The 19,278-nt window shown below is 37.9% G+C and carries 18 protein-coding genes; 12 read left to right on the top strand and 6 right to left on the bottom strand.

Annotation, left to right across the window (positions count from 1 at the left end):
- Positions 1-42: 42 nt before the first annotated feature.
- Both ADS77_RS03460 and ADS77_RS03455 read left to right on the top strand, forming a co-directional pair.
- Positions 43-501 carry an Lrp/AsnC family transcriptional regulator gene (locus ADS77_RS03460; protein WP_016707271.1) on the top strand — a complete coding sequence of 153 codons (459 nt, stop codon included), beginning with the start codon at positions 43-45 and terminating at the stop codon, positions 499-501.
- Positions 502-806: 305 nt separating this feature from the next.
- Positions 807-2,363, top strand: coding sequence for a SulP family inorganic anion transporter (locus ADS77_RS03455; protein WP_054453005.1), 1,557 nt, complete (start codon positions 807-809; stop codon positions 2,361-2,363).
- 72 nt (positions 2,364-2,435) lie between these two features.
- On the opposite strand, the gene ADS77_RS03450 is transcribed toward ADS77_RS03455, so the two are convergent.
- Both ADS77_RS03450 and asnS read right to left on the bottom strand, forming a co-directional pair.
- Entirely contained in the window at positions 2,436-3,365 is a 930-nt protein-coding gene (locus ADS77_RS03450) for a substrate-binding domain-containing protein (RefSeq protein ID WP_054453002.1), read from the bottom strand.
- A gap of 115 nt (positions 3,366-3,480) precedes the next feature.
- Entirely contained in the window at positions 3,481-4,878 is a 1,398-nt protein-coding gene (gene asnS, locus ADS77_RS03445) for an asparagine--tRNA ligase (RefSeq protein ID WP_054453000.1), read from the bottom strand.
- Positions 4,879-5,166: 288 nt separating this feature from the next.
- Between asnS and ADS77_RS03440 the strand changes: the two genes are divergently transcribed.
- Complete coding sequence (locus ADS77_RS03440; protein ID WP_054204622.1) at positions 5,167-5,601, top strand: AAA family ATPase; 435 nt, start codon at positions 5,167-5,169, stop codon at positions 5,599-5,601.
- 76 nt (positions 5,602-5,677) lie between these two features.
- On the opposite strand, the gene bioA is transcribed toward ADS77_RS03440, so the two are convergent.
- A complete protein-coding gene (bioA, locus tag ADS77_RS03435; protein ID WP_054452997.1) occupies positions 5,678-6,967 on the bottom strand; it encodes an adenosylmethionine--8-amino-7-oxononanoate transaminase in 1,290 nt (429 codons plus the stop codon).
- A 95-nt stretch (positions 6,968-7,062) separates the two neighbouring features.
- Here bioA and bioB point away from each other — a divergent pair, with 95 nt between their 5' ends.
- The 5 genes from bioB (at position 7,063) to htpX (ending at position 12,034) form a co-directional block, all read left to right on the top strand.
- On the top strand, positions 7,063-8,103 hold the full coding sequence (bioB, locus tag ADS77_RS03430; protein WP_054204620.1) for a biotin synthase BioB: 1,041 nt from the start codon (positions 7,063-7,065) through the stop codon (positions 8,101-8,103).
- On the top strand, positions 8,103-9,245 hold the full coding sequence (locus ADS77_RS03425; protein WP_054452995.1) for an 8-amino-7-oxononanoate synthase: 1,143 nt from the start codon (positions 8,103-8,105) through the stop codon (positions 9,243-9,245). The genes bioB and ADS77_RS03425 overlap by 1 nt, the downstream gene beginning before the upstream one ends.
- Complete coding sequence (locus tag ADS77_RS03420) at positions 9,242-10,045, top strand: methyltransferase domain-containing protein (protein ID WP_235575699.1); 804 nt, start codon at positions 9,242-9,244, stop codon at positions 10,043-10,045. Before ADS77_RS03425 ends, ADS77_RS03420 begins: the two co-directional genes overlap by 4 nt.
- Positions 10,042-10,725: a dethiobiotin synthase gene (gene bioD / locus ADS77_RS03415; RefSeq protein ID WP_054452993.1), complete on the top strand. Its 684-nt coding sequence runs from the start codon at positions 10,042-10,044 to the stop codon at positions 10,723-10,725. The genes ADS77_RS03420 and bioD overlap by 4 nt, the downstream gene beginning before the upstream one ends.
- 445 nt (positions 10,726-11,170) lie before the next feature.
- Entirely contained in the window at positions 11,171-12,034 is an 864-nt protein-coding gene (gene htpX / locus ADS77_RS03410; protein ID WP_054204617.1) for a protease HtpX, read from the top strand.
- A gap of 84 nt (positions 12,035-12,118) precedes the next feature.
- Here the strand turns inward: htpX and ADS77_RS03405 are convergent, their stop codons facing one another.
- Complete coding sequence (locus ADS77_RS03405; protein WP_054204616.1) at positions 12,119-13,636, bottom strand: hemolysin; 1,518 nt, start codon at positions 13,634-13,636, stop codon at positions 12,119-12,121.
- 296 nt (positions 13,637-13,932) lie between these two features.
- Positions 13,933-14,127 (bottom strand): hypothetical protein, encoded by a 195-nt coding sequence (locus tag ADS77_RS03400; RefSeq protein WP_054204615.1) that lies wholly within the window; start codon positions 14,125-14,127, stop codon positions 13,933-13,935.
- A 117-nt stretch (positions 14,128-14,244) separates the two neighbouring features.
- Between ADS77_RS03400 and ADS77_RS03395 the strand changes: the two genes are divergently transcribed.
- Positions 14,245-14,712, top strand: a complete 468-nt coding sequence (locus ADS77_RS03395; protein ID WP_161803871.1) for a GNAT family N-acetyltransferase — start codon at positions 14,245-14,247, stop codon at positions 14,710-14,712.
- Between the two features lie 1,235 nt (positions 14,713-15,947).
- On the top strand, positions 15,948-17,312 hold the full coding sequence (locus ADS77_RS03385; RefSeq protein ID WP_054452989.1) for a S41 family peptidase: 1,365 nt from the start codon (positions 15,948-15,950) through the stop codon (positions 17,310-17,312).
- Between the two features lie 167 nt (positions 17,313-17,479).
- Here the strand turns inward: ADS77_RS03385 and ADS77_RS03380 are convergent, their stop codons facing one another.
- A complete protein-coding gene (locus ADS77_RS03380) occupies positions 17,480-18,001 on the bottom strand; it encodes a TetR/AcrR family transcriptional regulator (RefSeq protein WP_054452988.1) in 522 nt (173 codons plus the stop codon).
- Positions 18,002-18,107: 106 nt separating this feature from the next.
- Here ADS77_RS03380 and ADS77_RS03375 point away from each other — a divergent pair, with 106 nt between their 5' ends.
- Positions 18,108-18,290, top strand: a complete 183-nt coding sequence (locus ADS77_RS03375) for a hypothetical protein (RefSeq protein ID WP_054452986.1) — start codon at positions 18,108-18,110, stop codon at positions 18,288-18,290.
- A 128-nt stretch (positions 18,291-18,418) separates the two neighbouring features.
- Positions 18,419-19,276 (top strand): alpha/beta hydrolase, encoded by an 858-nt coding sequence (locus ADS77_RS03370; protein ID WP_054452984.1) that lies wholly within the window; start codon positions 18,419-18,421, stop codon positions 19,274-19,276.
- Positions 19,277-19,278: the final 2 nt, after the last annotated feature.

Here is a 19,278-nt window from a genome sequence, read left to right as displayed (position 1 = left end):
AATGTATAATTTAACCAATTAGTAATATAAAAAAGAATTATTATGTCTTTAAATCATGTTGATCGCCAAATTTTGGCACTATTACAGCAAGATGCTAGTCTTTCTACAGCTGACATTGCTGATAAAGTAGGTTTGTCTCAATCGCCTTGTTGGCGCCGTATTGCTAAACTTGAGCAAGATGGTTATATCAAAGGAAAAGTTGCCTTACTCGACGAGAAAAAACTTGGCTTTGACATGCTAGTTTACGCTCATGTACGCTTATCAAATCATGGCCGTACAAATTTAGCTGAATTTGAAAGATTAATTTTGAGCTATGATGAAGTAACTGAGTGTTACAGTATGGCAGGTACAATGGACTTTATGTTGCGCATTATTTCAAAAGGAATTGAAGGGTATGAGCAGTTTGTACGTGATAATTTATTAAATCTAGAATTTGTTCAAGAAGTTCACTCTAATGTGACTATGACATGCGTTAAACGCAGCACGTCACTGCCTCTTTAATACCATGTTTAACAGGTTAAATAGATTATCATTACTCTTTTTTAACCTGTTTCTACAATTTATACTACTATACTAAAGCAGCGTAACGATTCAAACTTTAGCTGTATCATCGTTGTTTATTATCTTTAAATTACTTTGCATTAATGCTATTCCCTTTTAAAAAAGGAACAATGTGCAGTGTAAGCCTCTATTAAACCCATAACAGAAACGCGCACCGGATGTTGTTTGGGTATACATTGTTAACCTGTACTTAATTTGTTAGAATTCAGCGCTTTTTTTGATCCCACACACCCAAGAGGAATTCAATGTTTAACTTACTCAGCAAGGCGCCAAGCTCTGCTAAAAACGACATACTGTCAGGTATCACGGTTGCGCTTGCACTCGTCCCTGAAGCTGTTGCGTTTGCTTTTGTTGCAAATGTAGAACCTTTAGTTGGTTTGTACGCAGCATTTATAGTTGGTTTGATAACTGCTATTTTTGGTGGACGTCCGGGAATGATCTCAGGTGCAACCGGTGCACTTGCCGTAGTAATGGTAAGTTTAGTGATGGATCATGGTGTTGAATATCTCTTTGCCACTGTTCTGCTCATGGGGATACTGCAAATATTAGCCGGGGTCTTTAAGCTTGGTAAGTTTATTCGCATGGTACCGCACCCTGTTATGCTCGGCTTTGTGAACGGACTTGCAATTGTAATTTTCCTCGCTCAACTTGGTCAGTTTAAAGTGCCAGATGGTCAAGGTGGTATGCAATGGATGACAGGCTCGCCGATGATGATCATGTTAGGGTTAGTTGCTTTAACAATGGCTATTATTCACTTTCTACCAAAATTAACGACGGCGGTACCGTCTACGCTTGTGGCAATTGTGACGGTAACAGTATTGGTAATGGGCTTAGATTTAGAAGCACGCACTGTACTTGATTTCCTCAAAGATATGACGGGTGATAGCGCAGCAACAATTGCTGGTGGCTTACCTGAGTTTCATATTCCAATGGTTCCATTTACGTTTGAAACCCTTAAAATCATTTTACCTTATGCATTAATTTTAGCTGCAATTGGTTTGATTGAATCATTACTAACGCTTAGCCTAATTGATGAAATTACAGAAACGCGCGGGCACAGTAATAAAGAGTGTATTGGTCAAGGCGCTGCAAATGTAACGTGTGGTTTCTTTGGTGCAATGGGCGGGTGTGCAATGATTGGCCAATCAATGATCAATATTAATTCAGGTGGCCGTTCGCGTTTATCAGGTATTACCGCTGCATTAATGTTGCTAGGTTTCATTATTTTTGCTGCAGGCTTAATTGAGATGGTCCCACTCGCTGCTCTTGTGGGTGTAATGTTTATGGTTGTATTAGGCACGTTTGAATGGGCGAGTTTCAAAATGATGAAACGCGTACCAAAGTCAGATGCCTTTGTGATTGTTTTAGTATCGGGTGTGACAGTTATTACAGATTTAGCGATTGCAGTATGCGTAGGTGTGATTGTATCGGCCTTAGTATTTGCATGGCAACATGCTAAACATATCTTTACTACAAACTATATAGATGAAGAGGGTGCTAAAGTATATGAATTACACGGACCTTTATTCTTCGGATCAGTGAAACAGTTTTCTGAATTATTCGATATTAAAAACGATCCTAAAGACGTTATTATAGAGTTTAAGTACAGCCGTGTTGCTGATCATAGTGCGATAGAAGCAATAGATGCTTTAGCTGATAAATACACTAAAGCAGGTAAGCAACTTCACTTACGTCATTTAAGCCCTGACTGTACACAGTTGCTTCATAAGGCACGTGATTTAGTTGAGGTTAATGTGATAGAAGATCCAACTTACAAAGTTGTGTCGGATAAACTTGCATAAGCACGTTTCTCATATGGATTAAAAAAGCGAAAGCATAAATGCTTTCGCTTTTTACTATCCGCATAAATAATATCAATCAACCATTATATAATGATGGCTAGTTAGTAATTCTCTGATATCTTTTGTCTTTAAAAAGTCAGATATTAATTTACCTTTTTTAACTGACTCAGCAGACTGCGTATTTACAATTAAAACTAATGGTCTTACAAAGTTATAATGGCTAGTTTTAACGGTCTCTTGCGTTGGGCTGACATCATTAATACTTAGTATTCTAATCTTATCGATTAGCTTTGAGTTTTTAAGTTGTGATACTGCACCAAAGGAATCAAACGCGATTGCATTTGGTATGCGTTGTACAATTCCTAACGCCTGATTAAATTCATTGTATAAAGCCACGTCTTGTTTGGAAAAGAGCCCTCTATTTCCTGCTGATTTAAATTTAATGGCGTCCGGTTGTGCTGATTTCATGTAATCAAGGTTTAAAAATTCCAAAAACACATCAAATGTACCGTGTTGAATACCTTTGCTGAATAAGTGTATTTGGTTATCTTGCTCTGACTTTGCAGTGTTTTTACCACTCACCTGGCTCCAAAGGGTATATTTACCGCGATAAATATCACTGAGTTGTTCAGTGGATAGGTTTTTTATTGGATTTTCAATATTGGTAAAAAAAACTAAAGCGTCTTGGGCCAAAACAGTTTGTTTTAAATTAGGCCAACGTTCTTGCTCTGCTTTGGTCATATAGCGAGAAGATGCGCCTATATCTACTAAGTTCTCACCAATGGCTTGTATACCTTTATCACTGCCCATCCCTCGTAACTGCATTACACTCTGTTCAGTATTGTTAAAGTCAGCTTGAACAAGCTCTAACATTTGTACTACAGAGGTTGAACCTGCAACTAAAATTGTTTGAGGCTGTTGGGTATCAAGGTTTGAAAGTTGTGTTGATGAGGCGGCAACACAAAAGAATAAATTAGTGACAAGCAATAGGTGTTTAATCATATATATATCAGGTTATTGTTTTTTATAACTATAGTTGAAATTTAAAAAAAGTATTTTAAATTTACAAAAAAACCAACACAAAGGTTGGTTTTTATTAGTTACTTAGTTACTTAGTTTAGTAAGTTGCGCTGCCTTTTGTACGAGGGAAGGCGATTACATCACGTACGTTGCCCATACCTGTTACATAAGCCACTAAACGTTCGAAACCCAGACCAAAACCAGAGTGTGGCACTGAACCATATTTACGTAGGTCACGATACCAGCTGTAGTCTTCTTTGTTTAAGCCCATTTCTTCTAAGCGCGCATCGAGTACATCAAGGCGTTCTTCACGTTGTGAGCCACCAATGATTTCGCCAATACCTGGTGCAACTACGTCCATAGCTGCTACTGTTTTGCCGTCTTCATTTTGACGCATGTAGAACGCTTTAATATCACGTGGGTAGTTTTTGATTACCACTGGCGCTTTAAAGTGCTCTTCAGCTAAGTAACGCTCATGCTCAGATTGTAAATCTACACCCCATTCAACAGCGTATTCAAATTTCTTGCCACAGTTTTTAAGAATTTCGACTGCGTCGGTGTAATCAACTTGGGCAAAATCTTTTTCTACAAACTCTTCTAAACGAGATATAGCTGTTTTCTCAACACGTTGAGCAAAAAACTCCATGTCATCACGACGTTCATCAAGTACCGCTTTAAATACATATTTAAGCATGTTCTCAGCAAGTTTTGCGATATCTTCAAGATCAGCAAAGGCAACTTCAGGCTCTACCATCCAAAACTCAGCTAGGTGGCGTGAAGTATTTGAGTTCTCCGCACGGAACGTTGGGCCAAAAGTATAGATTTTTGACATAGCCGATGCGTAAGTCTCACCATTTAACTGACCTGATACAGTAAGAAATGCTTCTTTACCGAAGAAGTCTTCACTGTAATCAACATCGCCTTTATCAGTACGCGGTAAGTTTTGCATATCAAGCGTTGATACACGGAACATTTCGCCAGCGCCTTCACAGTCACTTGCTGTTATAATAGGAGTACTGATCCAATAAAAGCCTTGTTCATGGTAGAAGCGGTGAATAGCTTGTGCTAAACAGTTACGAACACGTGTTACTGCACCAATCATGTTAGTTCGTGGGCGAAGGTGAGCGTGCTCACGTAAGTATTCAATACTGTGGCGTTTTGCTGACATTGGGTATGAATCTGGGTTTTCTACCCAACCTAATACTTGTACGCTATTTGCTTGAATTTCAAATGATTGACCTTGGCCAGCCGATTGTACTAAAACACCTGTAACTGATACAGAGCAACCTGCTGTTAGGTTGGTAACTTCATCATAATTATTAAGTGAATTAGGTACTACCGCCTGAATAGGATCAAAACATGAACCGTCATGAACGGCTAAAAATGAAATTCCTGCTTTTGAATCGCGGCGTGTACGGATCCAGCCTTTAATTGTTACTTGGCTGTCTACCGCAACCTTGCCTTTTAATAGCTCTGAAATCGCTAAGTGGCTCATCTTCACTCCAATGATATAAGTTGCCTACATTATATGTGCTGCATCGCACTTGAACGGTGTATCTTACCTTTGAATGTAAAATAAAAAAACATGTGTGAGCAACTCTTTGCTTATTCTTTTCATTTTTTTATCGTTTTTTTATGCTTTATAGCCAAATGTGTGATTTTTAGTCATAAAAAGCAAACGTAATAGCAATAAAAAACAGAATTACACTGCGATCAATACGTCTTTTATGGCATTATATCCACTCAAGGTGTTTAAATTAACTTGCCAAATATTATAGGTATTATGAAACAAGTCTTTATTTTACGTGGATTACCAGGGTGTGGTAAGTCTTATTATGCTCAAAACCTCGCGGACGAATTAGTTGCTGGTGACCAAAGTCAGTACTTAATTTGTTCAACAGATGATTACTTTTATAATGAGCGAGGAGAGTACCAATTTGATAAATTCAAACAGTCGCAATTTCATAATTTAAATTTAGCGCGATTTATTAATGCATTAGCTCAGTCAATTCCGCTTGTGATCGTGGATAACACAAATATTAAGAAGTGGGAATTTATTGCATATAATCAAGCTGCAATCGCGTTAGGGTATCAAGTAAAAGAAGTGATTGTTGGTGAAGTGAAAGATAAGTCATTGCAGCATCTATATGCAAAACGTAATGGCCATAATGTACCTTTAAAAATGATCAGTAAAATGGCATATATGTTTGAATGGTAGGAACAGTCGGTCCTAATGTAAAGGAAGCTGACGTAATGTGAGCTTCCTTTACATGTAATTTCGCGTTTATGTTAGTTTAGTAATGGCCGTCGTTAATCGCGTTGTAAATGGCAGTTATTAATGTGCTAATATCATCATCGCTTGTTATATATGGCGGCATTAGGTAGATAAGCTTACCAAATGGTCTTATCCAAACACCTTGTTTAATAAAATACGCTTGTATTTTTGCTACATCAACACTTCTGTCTAACTCCACAACACCGATAGCGCCTAACGTTCTAACATTAACGACACCTTCAAGAGTAAGGCAGCACTTTAGTTGGTTCAGCGCGTTGTTTAATTGTGTTATGCGTTTTTTCCAATCTTGATTCATTAGCAGATCAATGCTGGCACATGCGACAGAACACGCAAGTGGGTTACCCATGAATGTAGGGCCGTGCATTAGTACGCCAGCTTCACCATTGCTAATGCCAATGGCAATTTTATCTGTAGTTAACGTTGCCGAGAGAGTCATCATCCCGCCTGTTAGCGCTTTGCCAATACACATAATATCGGGTTCAATATCCGCATGTTCTGCAGCAAAGAGTTTGCCCGTACGGCCAAATCCAGTGGCTATTTCATCGCAAATCAGCAATACATCGTATTGATTACATAGCTGGCGCACCGTTTTTAAATAGTGTGGATGATAGAAATTCATGCCGCCGGCATTTTGTACAATAGGTTCAATAATAAAAGCGGCTACTTGGTGATGATGATTTTTAAAATACTCAGTAAGTAGTGTGGCTTCAGATTCATCAAAAGGCTGGTCAAATTTACTTTGCGGAGCAGGCACAAATATATGCTCAGGTAAAAAGCCGCTGTATAGGGAATGCATTGAGTTCACCGGGTCACACACGCTCATTGCTGCAAAAGTATCTCCATGGTAACCCTTATAAGGCGTCATGAGTTTTTGCTTTGTTGTAATGCCTTGACTTAACCAGTACTGCAGCGCCATTTTTATTGCTACTTCAACACACACAGATCCGCTGTCTGCTAAAAATACTTTTTGTAAATTAGAAGGGGTGATGGCAACGAGTTTTTTACATAACTCAACGGCTGGCTGGTGTGTAATACCGCCAAACATGACATGACTCATAGTGTTCACTTGATTTACGACTGCCTTGGTGAGGTTGGGATGCCCATAACCATGGATAGCACTCCACCATGAAGCCATCCCATCAATAAGAGCTTCACCTGTCTGTAGGTGAATTTTATTCCCGAGTGTATGACTAACAGGGTAGACGGGGAGTGGGTTAACCATGGACGTATAAGGATGCCATATATGCTGGCGATCAAAATCTAGATCGATCGGTTGTTTATTGCTCATTTGTAAACTTCTACTTGCTGGGGTTCGTTGACAATGTTACGTCAAGAAGTAGACTAAGCCAATATCACCGTCATTAAAAATAAAAAGAGAGAGTTATGGAGCTTGCACCAGTTCGCCACGATTGGACACATAAAGAAGTAAAAGCCTTATTCGAAATGCCGTTTAATGATTTATTATTTAAAGCCGCATCAGTTCATCGTGCAAACTTTAATCCAAATGAAGTGCAAATTTCGACTTTGTTATCTATTAAAACGGGTGCGTGTCCAGAAGATTGTAAGTACTGTCCTCAATCAGGTCATTATAAAACTGACTTAGAACGAGAACGCCTTATTGAAGTTGAAAAGGTAGTAGAGCAAGCTCGCTTAGCAAAAGAAAAAGGCGCAACGCGCTTTTGCATGGGGGCTGCATGGTCAGATCCAAAAGACAGAGACATGCCATATATCTCTCAAATGGTAAAAGAAGTAAAAGAGTTGGGTCTTGAGACCTGTATGACATTAGGTATGCTTGATAATGATAAAGCCCATGCGTTGCGTGACGCAGGACTTGATTATTATAACCATAACTTAGACACCTCTCCTGAATATTATGAGCAAATCATTACTACACGTACATTCCAAGACCGCCTAGATACCATAGGTAATGTGCGAGATGCGGGTATGAAAGTATGTTCTGGTGGTATCGTTGGTATGGGTGAGCAAGCTGCTGATCGATTTGGTTTACTTATGCAACTAGCTAATCTACCGCAACAACCAGAAAGTGTCCCTATTAATATGCTTGTTAAAGTAAAAGGCACACCGCTTGAAAATGTAGACGATTTAGATCATTTCGAATTTATTCGTACTATCGCAACGGCGCGTATCATGATGCCACTGAGTTATGTACGTTTATCTGCTGGGCGAAACGCAATGAATGAGCAAATGCAATCAATGTGTTTCTTTGCTGGCGCAAATTCAATTTTTTATGGCGATAAATTACTTACCACAGAAAACCCTGAGGCGGATGCCGATATGAACTTAATTAGAAAATTAGGTATGAATCCTGAAAAGCGCCATGACTATTCAGATGAAGCGTATGAAGCATCGTTGTCATCGGCTGTTGCTGATAAAGCAACCTCTGAGATGTTTTACGAAGCCTAATGCCTTTTTCATACATAAAAACGCATCTTCAGCAACGCGCTGACAATGCGCTATTACGCCAGCGCCAATTAATAAGCCATTCCACAGGCAGAGAAATCACTGTTAATACACAGCAATACTTAAACTTTGCCAGTAATGACTACCTAGGGTTTGCCGCTGATGTTATCCAGCATGACACAGGTATTGCCTTAGGGAGTAATAGTTCTCCGCTTGTTACAGGTTACGGTATTGAGCAGCACCAACTTGAAACGTATTTGTGTGAGCTAATGGGTTTTGAAGCGGCTATGTTATTCAATAGTGGCTTTAGCGCAAACAATAGTGTGTTAAAAGCGTTATTTCACGATAAGAAAACAGCACAAGAAAGTGCGACCTTCCACGATAAACTCAATCATGCCAGTTTAATTGATGGCGGATTACATAGCCAAGCGGCGATGATCCGTTTTAATCATAATGACATGCAGCACCTGCAATCGCGATTAGAAAAATCATCAGCTAAGCATAAGCTCATTATTAGTGAAGGTGTGTTCTCTATGGATGGCGATCAGGCGCCATTAGCTAAATTAAAGGAATTAGCTAAGCAACATAATGCATGGCTTATGATTGATGATGCGCATGGTTTTGGTGTATTTGGTAATCAAGGATTAGGGACCTGTGAAACAATAAAACCTGATTTGCTCGTTATTACATTTGGCAAAGCACTGGCCAGCAGCGGGGCGTGTGTTTTAGCAAGTAAAGAGCTTGTTGATTATATGCAGCAGTTTAATCGCGATTACATTTACTCTACGGGACTATCGCCATTAATTACTAATTTAACACGCCAACGTATTAAGCAGATTGTAGGTGACGTTGGTGCTCTAAGACGCAATCGACTAGCTGATAATATAGACCATTTTAAGAAACAAGCATTGGCACATAAAATAGCCGTTATGCCATCAATGTCTGCGATTCAACCGATAGTGCTAGGGTGTGCAGAGCAAACCTTAGAAGCTGCCAATAAATTAAAAGAAAAGGGCATTTGGCTGACTGCAATTCGCCCACCAACCGTTCCTTTTAACACTGCGCGTTTGCGAATAACTTTAAGTGCTGCACATACTCATGATGATATTAACCGATTAGTGAGTGAACTTAAGGCTATTTTATGATGGCTGTAGAGCAACTATGTAACACAGAGACTGATAATGATGTTAGCGCTCGGCATATAAAGCAGATAACTGCGACTAAATTCTCCCGTGCTGTTGCAGGTTATGCTGAGCACGCCAATGTGCAAAAACGCAGCGCAGATGATTTATTTGCTAAGGTTAAATCACACGCTACAGGGATATGTTTAGACTTAGGTGCAGGACCCGGTGTGAATACTGCGCGTTTACAGGTTCTATTTGGCACTACAATCGCGTTTGATTTAAGCTTTGATATGTTAAAACATAGTCAGGCTAGGACGGCTATTTGTGCCGATATGGATGCACTTCCTTTATTAGATAAAAGTGTTGACTGTATATTTAGTAATTTTGCCGTGCAATGGTCGCAAAATTTACCACATTTATTAAAAGAGTTGTATCGGGTTTTAAAGCCAGGTGGGGTAATATACCTAAGTTGTGTTGTCGATGGGTCACTGGCTGAGATCAAAACAGCTTTTAATAAAGTTGACTCGCAAAGTCATGTAAATAAATTTCATACACTTGTTCAATTACAGCAGTATATTAGCGCTGCTAAGCTTGATATCAGCAGTTTAAACCAAACCTGCTACCAAGATAGTTATGAATCTCCCATGGCAGCACTGCGCTCTTTAAAAGCTATTGGGGCAACTAACCAACTTAGCCAACAAAAACGTAAAGGTTTGATGACTAAGCACCGCTTACAGCAAGTGTGTGCCGCTTTCCCATTAGTAAATGAGCGCGCAATTGTTAGTTATCAAGTAGCGATTATGGAACTTAAAAAAATATGAAACAATTTTTTATCACAGGTACCGATACAGATGCCGGTAAAACGCATGTTAGTTGTTTATTATTAAAGTTATTAGCTCAACATAAAAAGCGTGCATTGGGTTTTAAGCCGCTCGCAGCTGGTGCTGAAATAGCCTTTGATGAATTGGTTAATGATGACGCGCTTGCCTTAATGGAAAGTGCCACTGTCAGTGCCAAGTATGATCTAATAAACCCTTTTACTTTTGCACCGCCCATAGCGCCACATATTGCCGCTGCTAAAGTGGATGCAACTATTACTGTTGAGGGTATTAGCCAAGCTTACGCAAAGTTAAGTGAGTTAGAATGTGATTATATTCTAACCGAAGGCGCTGGTGGCTGGGCATTACCAATAAATGATACTGATTATTTATATGATTGGGTTTGCAAAGAGCAGTTGCCGGTGATTCTTGTTGTGGGGATGAAATTAGGTTGCTTAAATCATGCATTATTAACAGCGGCACATTTTAAAATGTTGGGTATAAATTGTGTTGGTTGGATAGCTAATCAGATTGATCCTGCTATGAATGAATACCAAGCTAATATAGATTCGTTGAAACTGCGTTTGCCATTTCCACTACTTGCTATAAGCCCTTATGCTGACAACCCGCCTAAATTACAAATTTATAAATCTCTCCTTGAAGTTTTATCAATTAAACCATAGGTATACCAAGTCACATCAAACTGTGGCTTTCAGCTGGAGTTAACAGCTATTTAGGCAAGGGATTGATTACAGACAATAGTTATTCCCTTATTAAAATCAGTCTTTTATAAAAGTAACTTAGTTTAAATCGCTTTCTAACCAACCAGCAGGGCGTTTCACAGGCACTTACTCTATACGTTATTATTCCTAAAAGGGACTGCCATTATCGCGAAGTATAGCCTTGATCTTAAGCTCCTATGAAACGTTGAATCCTGTACCTTGATATGACTTGAGTAAATCACTTGCTTTTATGACATAGTTTGTCACACAATAGCGACCATATCCTATAGTGTCCTTACGATAGTCTGTTCAGTGATATGTAATTTTATTAAGTAGCGGTTTCAAATTTATCTCTAAAAGAGATACAACCGTTACTTAATACAATTGTTGTTACACTGAGGATATTATGAAACGTGTTTTTTTGTTTTTACTAACTAATTTAGCAATCATGCTGGTTTTAGGCATTGTATTGTCTATTTTAATGAGTGTGTTTGGCATTAGTAACCGAAGTTTAGGCGGTATACTAATGATTGCTGCTGTGTTTGGTTTTGGTGGATCGTTTATTTCATTGCTTATGTCCAAATGGATGGCGAAAAGATCGACCGGCGCGTATGTTATTGAACAACCGCGTAATGAAACTGAGCATTGGCTAATGCAAACAGTTGCTGAACAAGCACACAAAGCAGGTATTAAAATGCCTGAGGTAGCGATCTACGACAGTCCTGAAATGAATGCATTTGCAACGGGCCCGAGTAAAAATAATTCATTGGTTGCTGTGAGTTCTGGTTTATTGCAGCACATGAGCCAAGATCAAGCTGAAGCTGTACTAGCCCATGAGGTATCACACATAGCAAATGGTGATATGGTTACGTTGACGCTGATACAAGGCGTGGTAAATACCTTTGTCATTTTTATTGCTAAAGTACTCGCAGGTATTGTTGATAACTTTATAAATAGCGATAAAGAAGAGAGCGGCAGTAGCTGGACTTACTTCTTATTCGACATAATTTTCCAAATGATATTTGGTGTGCTGGCGAGTATTGTTGTGGCTTATTACAGTCGTAGGCGTGAGTTTGCTGCAGACACGGGAGCTGCTAAGTTAGTCGGTGCCGATAAAATGCGCTCTGCGCTTGAGCGTTTAAAACAGAATCACCCATCACAATTAGAAGGATCAATGATGGCATTCGGTATTGCCAGTGGTAAAGGTGTTGCAGAATTATTCTCATCACATCCACCATTGGATGAGCGAATAGATGCTTTACGTAAATAACTAAATGTTATTAAAAACAAATAAGCCAGCAATGCTGGCTTTTTTGTGGGGTAATTTATTACTTTAAGCGAAGGCTTTAAGTGTTTAATTACACCCTTTTTGAATTGGCTGTGTAGTAACGTTGACGACAAAGTCGTTAAAGTCATTATCGTTTTGGTCTTCCCAGTACTGCTTAGTGCCATGCGTTTTATAAGCTGTTTTTAGTTTACTTGCATTACCATTGACTGCAAGTACATACGTAATTGAGGCGCTTGCTGCAACATCGTAGTAACCAGCTGCACCACGTTCGTCAAGTAGTTTTATGTACTGATTATTAACTTTTACACCCCAATCATTATCGTATCCTGCACTTTCAGACACAAAACTATAATTGATGCGAGTAAAGTTTTCAGGAACACATTGTTCATCATTATTCAATATTGAAGCTGTTACTGAGCTAGAGCCGGTCGCATTTTGTTCTGCTACGGCATTAACGGTAAATGTTTTTGTCTCACTAAAATCATCGTTCTCAGATGTAGGAATACTGATAGTGACACGCGTTTCACCAGCTGGAACCGTAATTAATTGATCAGGATAATTATAATCTGATGATGTCGCTGTATCAGGCGTGGTAGAGATATAAATTTCTATATCTTCTTCATAACTGTTACTTAGCTCTAATTGATAAGATAACGTGTTACCTTCATCAACAGTGTCTGCTATTGCGACTAATGTAAAAGTTGGAATATCTGAAACAGTACAAATAGGCGCTTCATAACACGCAACCGACTCATTAAGGTTCGTTGCTAAATCATTAATACGAACAGGGAAATCTGCAACATGGCAAGTGTTACCAGTATTCTCATTAACTTTATATATTTGTGATTTATTAGAGTGGCCTAAGTCCGTTAACAACGTACGGCTTAAAAGGATATCACCTTGCTGATTTAAACTAGCACCGGTTACAGTTGTTAGCTTGTGATCTGACAATTTAGTTGCTGAAAGTGACTCAACATCAACTTTATATAGGCTACTACTAGTAACTAGAATTAACTCGCCATTTTTGTAAACCATATCACCACGCCAAATGCCTTTCGCATTTTCAAGGCCTGAGATTTCACCTAGCTCAGTGGTCTCGGCTGTATCAGGAGAGATCGCATAAAGTTTATTTTTATATGAACCAATTAGTCGGTTATTTTGTTGATCATACGTTAAGCGATACATGTTGTTAGTTTTACCCACTTCAACATGTTCATTGGTATTTAAATCAACATAAGCAAGTTTTACATATTTAAACTTGCTACCACTGATAGGTAAAGACTTTAATTCTGTTGAGTTAAAGTCAAGATGGTCTACTTCAACTTTATAGCCTGTAGGGCGAGGTGCTGAAATATAGTACAAACGATTAGAATCTGTGACATGTGCTAAAGCTGAAGAGCTATACTTTGCACGAGAGTGGGCTTGAGCTTGCTGTGTAAACTCATCTAGTTTAAATACAATTGCCGTGTCACCACGACCTGCATTAATCCCATAAAGTTGACCTGAACATTGATTTGCATGCGCAACTTGCAAAGAAGATAAAATAGCAATTGATAAAGAAGCAATTTTTAACGATGATTTCATAATAATAGACCTTAAACTTTATTCCATAAACACAGCTACAGTAAATTTGAGGTAATTACAATTTGGTTTATAGCTGTCTTTCCCTAATACCAAATGTGTATTGCTTGTTTCCTATAAGCCTAGCGCATCCATTATTAACCTCAAAAACTAACTTTAGTATCCTAGTCAATGACTACTAAATCAACAAAAATGAGCTTTTAGAAATAATTTATACACAAAATGCTGGTAAGTAGGGATAAATAAATTAGAATAAAGTATTGTTTTTGGTTCTATTAATGGTCCTTGGTTGGTAATTGTTAAGATTCTCTAGCTTGTTGGTTAGGTAACAAACTCTCAATTATTTCACGGGCGGGGAGTGTGTGTCTAACACCATTAAACATCACAGATGTGAATTCTTCAATACTCGTGATCCCCGTTAACGTCCAGCCTTCGCCTCTCGTTGGGCAGTAAACGGTAGTAGTTGGTTGGATCACTTCAAAATCTTTACTCATAATACGTTATACCTTTAAACTTGTTAGCTAAGTATCTTAAGGTAATAATAGGCAGCTATAAAGCCATAAGTAACACTTTTAATTATGTTTAGTACATTACAACTGCCTAGAGTTTCATTGAGATTACTAAATCACAAAGATGGTCATTCGCTTTGGTCAATATTATCAGATAGACGGGTTGGAGAATTCAACGACTATGATTTGCGATTAAGCCGAAGTGACGTAAAACAAATGATCCAAGATGACATCAGCGGCTTTTACGAACAAAAAGTAGTAAGGCTTGCCATTATTGAAAGTACAACAAATGCATTTATAGGCAGTGTGGGTATTTATGATATTAATGGTGACTCTGCGTGGCTGGGTTTTGAATTAGCCCCGCACTATTGGCAGTGTGGCTATATGTTTGAAATACTTGAACTGCTGATTACTAAAAGAATGTTGGAAACGGGCTTCCCAGATTTTACTCATCAAATACAGACCTTTCAAGCTAATGTATCACCGCACAATATAGCGTGTATAAAACTACTCTCAAAGCTTGGTTTTGAACTTAAAGAAAATACCGTGTGGATGCGCACCATTATTTAATGCTCCATTTGATTAACAGTACCGTTGAATCAGTTAATATACACGGCACTGTTTTTATATACAGTGTTCGTTTTTATTGTAAGCGGATAGCTTGGTTAGCTTGAGAACACATCATACTGCTGGTGGCTCAATAAAAATGCTTGCTGTCAGAATAGGGCACTTTAGTTGGGCATGCTGACATGGCTATAATTTTGTGACGCATTTATCTAACTTATTAAATTATAAATATAAAAAATTAAAACTGAGCTTCTCAAGAGTAATAAGGTGCGCTTTGTATAAAGTTTTCTAATATATAAAGTAAATAGGCCTTCAAAACTTTGGTTAAGTATTAAACATGCTTGTCTTTACGATTTATTTGATTATGCATAACCAACTTTAAGCTGTATGTAAAGGCACTGAATTAAAACGACTTCGACAGCATGTAGAGGAGATGATTTTTCGAATAATGTTGGCAATTGTGCATGATGAAGCTGAATGCGCCCATTGTGGTAGTCACGAATTCACAAAATACGGAACAACAGCGCGAGGTCTAAAGCGATACAAATACAAAGCCTGCACTCGGACGTTTAATTCACTTTCAGGTACGCCACTATTTAGCATGAAGAACAAGATAAAAGGCATTTGGTTTACGGTCAAGAATGGCATCAATATTCAGTCAAAGAAGCTGCAAGTGAACTAGGGCGATTGACTCTTTGTTGCTCGGTTTTTACTTAGCCCGCTAGGTTACAAACCTCGCGCCGCGATTAAATCGCCCCTAGATTGAACAAATTTCAATCCACAAAGGTCAACACGCCCTAGGTATTAATGTAAAAACTGCTTGGCGTTGGCGGCATCAGTTATTATCTAAACCAAGGCAAGCCTTCAGAGTTTCATGGGATTATTGAAGCCGATGAAACCTTTATAAATGAGTCGGTCAAGGGTAAACGCCAATTGGATAGACCAGCTCGCAAACGTGGGGTTTATAAGCCATGACATAACCAAAGTGCCCGTTTTTCTTGCATTAGATCGCAACGGTGCAGTTACGCATTGCGTATTAAAAGAAACTCAAGAGAAGAGTTAGAGAAATTTCTAGCGCAGGCATTAACACTTGAGAGTGCATTGAGTACAGATGGCAACCTGCCTTTCGCGCTTGACCATTAACGACTTATAGCGGTATAGATGGTATATACCATATTCAAACACTAAACAACTGGATGGTGCGCTGTGTTTTAGCACTGTAAATATGAGAGATTGATATGGATTATTTAGTTAAACAACTGCTCATTGGTTTGTTATTTTTAATGACTACAATTATGAGTAGTTTTCATTCTTCGGCAACTGCCATTTGGAAAACTGAAGGGTATGGATATGTGTTTGATTTAACGAATCATGTGAAACCACTTGTCTACGATATCAGTGATAATTATTGTCTTTTGAATCATTTTTTAACTGATGAAGCTCAAAGAGATGGTGTAACCATTGATGAAAAAACTAAACAATTAGACTTTGATAAGTTATTCCCTCTATCTGTCACAAAGCTCGGTGTATTACCAAAAACTTGTACTTCTAATGAGCTAAATGGCTTTCAAAGCAATAGCTATGTATTCAATAGTCGTCAGGTATTAAGAGTTGTATTAGACAGCTTTTCTTATCATTACGCATTTACTGAAGAAAAAGAGCTAAACTGGAAGGCATTGAAGTCACGGTGGCTCCAACGCGCAGATAACAATACAACCCCTGATGAACTACAACAAATCATTGACGAATTTCTTGAATATATCAGAGATGGTCATGCGATATTGATTGATGGCTCTTTAAATAGGCTAAGCCATTACTCACCGAGAAAGTCTGCTTCAGAAATAAGACTGAAAGAATATCTAGTTGAAAACTCTGAGTTTTCGGATATTTCACAAGTTTACAGGTATATCTATCGGCAATGGATAAAAAATGTAGAATCCTATTTTTCTACCAACAAACCTGCACAATATCTAGCGGATAATTTCCTTATTGCAAAACTCAAAGGTGGTGGTTCGTACTTTAGAGTCGAAAGTTTCGATGCACATGAAACACAGGAAGTAATGCAAAAGATAACGCCACACTTTAATCGCTCTAAAGGAGTGATTATAGACCTTAGGGATAGTTCTGGCGGAAGTGATTTAGTCGCTTTACAAATAATGTCCTATCTTATAGATAAACCACTTCGAATTGGCACTAAAAGCTTCAAAGTTCCAACTGGCATGAGTGAAAAGAAAGGCATACTTGTTTCCCCCGCATACATTAAACCTTTCGTTGGTAAAATTGTTGTGATTACCAGTCACCTCACGCCAAGTGCTGCAGAGGTGTTTTTAATAGCATTAAAGGCGAGGCATAATGTGATATTCATCGGTGAAAATAGTTATGGAGCCTTAAGTGATGCGTTGATAAAAGCACTACCAAATGGTTGGGGGATTACGTTATCTAATGAGTTTTATGCCGACAGTGAAGGGCAAAGCTATGAATTTGTCGGAGTTCCTGTGGAGCATGCATTTGAGTTTCCTAACATCAAAGATATTAAGGAGAGTAAAGATTCTGCGTTGGAATATGCAATAAAACTTTTAGATGAACAACCCGATAGAAATTAATTTAAGTTGAGCTGCACTTAACAATTGATAAATTGCGTAATATTCAATTACCAACATAGAAAAGGTTCAGCGCCATATAAAAGCTGTGGTTGGAAATGGTAGCCTAATAATATTAGGCTTTAATTACATATTGTGAATTAAGTAGCTTAAAACTACAGTTATATAAGCTAGATAATTGCTATTTTATTCATTAACATGCGTAACATTTTTTTTGGATCGGGGGTTGTTTGATTCAAACCTGAAATAATTGTCATAAAATAACAATCCATCATTATAGACGCTTTAATGTCATCAAATTGAGGTTGTTCACTAAATAGTAGTGCTTTAAAGTCATTTATTTGCAGCTCAAAAAACTCAGTTTGCCAAATCATATCGCTAATTAGTATTTTACTAAATTCAATATTACTACAATAAAATTCAAATAACGGTTGGGCGTAATGATGTAATTTCAATCGAGGTGAATGTTGAACATCGGTCTCTTTTGACTGCATGATTATTGTGCCTATCTGCTGATGCATACCAGCTTTAAGTAGGTCAATTTTGTTTTCAAAATGACTAAATACCGTGCCGGTTGCAACACCTGCATTATTAGCTATTTGCCGTGTAGATGTTTGCTCATAGCCTTGATTTAAAAATAAGAGCCAAGCAGAATCTAAAATTTTATGCCGTGTTATATTTTTTTTATTCATTTATTTCATTACTTTATTTGTTTTTTAGAGTGACTTAAATTACATAGCTTGATTTATTGAGCGTGCTCAATTATATTTGTGAGCACGCTCAATAAAAGGAAGCAAAATGAATTTTTTCAAACGTGTAATCGGTTATGTTTTATTTTTACCATTCATCGGTTTTTATTCTTACATGTTAGGCTCGTTACTTAAAGGTATATTGATCCCTGGTGGTTTGATCATGCTGTGGCTTATTTTAGGCCCAAAAGAGGGGTATCTTGCCTTAAAAAAAGCGTTTATAACAAAATGATTATTTAGCCCTTCATCTTGTTCGCCTGTTTTAAGTGTAGTCACTGTGCTTACTTATAATAAAGATGTGACTTGTTATCTATTTTTTGATACGTTTTGTGAACTCTAAAATCTCATTACAAAGAACGAATGAAAATAAATAAAAGTCATATAATTACTTTTTGTTTAGTCATTGCATTGGTGGGAGTGATTACACTTACTGCGCGTTATAATGATCATTATGTATCCTCCTTTATGGATATTACAATAGAATCTAATGTATTGAATGAGTCAAGAAAGGTATTTATTCGATTACCTGAGAATTTTGATTCAAATAAAGCTTACCCGTTAATTATCAGGACTGATGGTAATTTTAACTTAACAAAATGGGATGCTGTGCTTAACGAACACACTAAAAATGGAGTTATATTAGTGTCAATTCCAAATCAATTTTGGGAATTCACACGTAATAGAGATTTAGTGCCGCCATATGCTCGACAAGATGTAAATACTGATGCTAGACCTGAGCCGAATTTTGAAGCGCGAGGTGAGGCTGATAAATTTTTACAATTTATTGAAATTGAATTACTCCCTTACCTGTCTTCAAATTATAAGCTAACAGATGATCGTATCTTAAGTGGTTTTTCAGCAGGCGGTAGTTTTGTACTTTACACATTGCATACAAAACCAGAGCTTTTTAATGGTTATTTCGCGTTTAGCCCTGCTGCGTGGTATGACGATATGACTGTTGTAAAACACTTTACTGATTTTTTACAAACATCGTTACACGAGTTACATCGGCCAACTTATTTGTACATTTCAGTTGGTGGGGCTGAGCATCCACTAATGCTTAATGCGTTTAATGAGCTTGAAGATACATTAACAGTAAATAGAAATGACCGCCTTGAGTGGCACAGCACCATAAATGCACATGCAGAGCATTCTGAGAACCCAGCATTAAGCGTCGAAAGTGCGCTAACTCGCTATAATAAATTTATAGAAAAATGACG

The sequence above is a fragment of the Pseudoalteromonas porphyrae genome (assembly GCF_001298125.1).
Taxonomy (GTDB): Bacteria; Pseudomonadota; Gammaproteobacteria; order Enterobacterales; family Alteromonadaceae; genus Pseudoalteromonas; species Pseudoalteromonas neustonica.
Note: the sequence above shows the minus strand (reverse complement) of the source record. Positions and strands in the feature narration are given on the sequence as shown.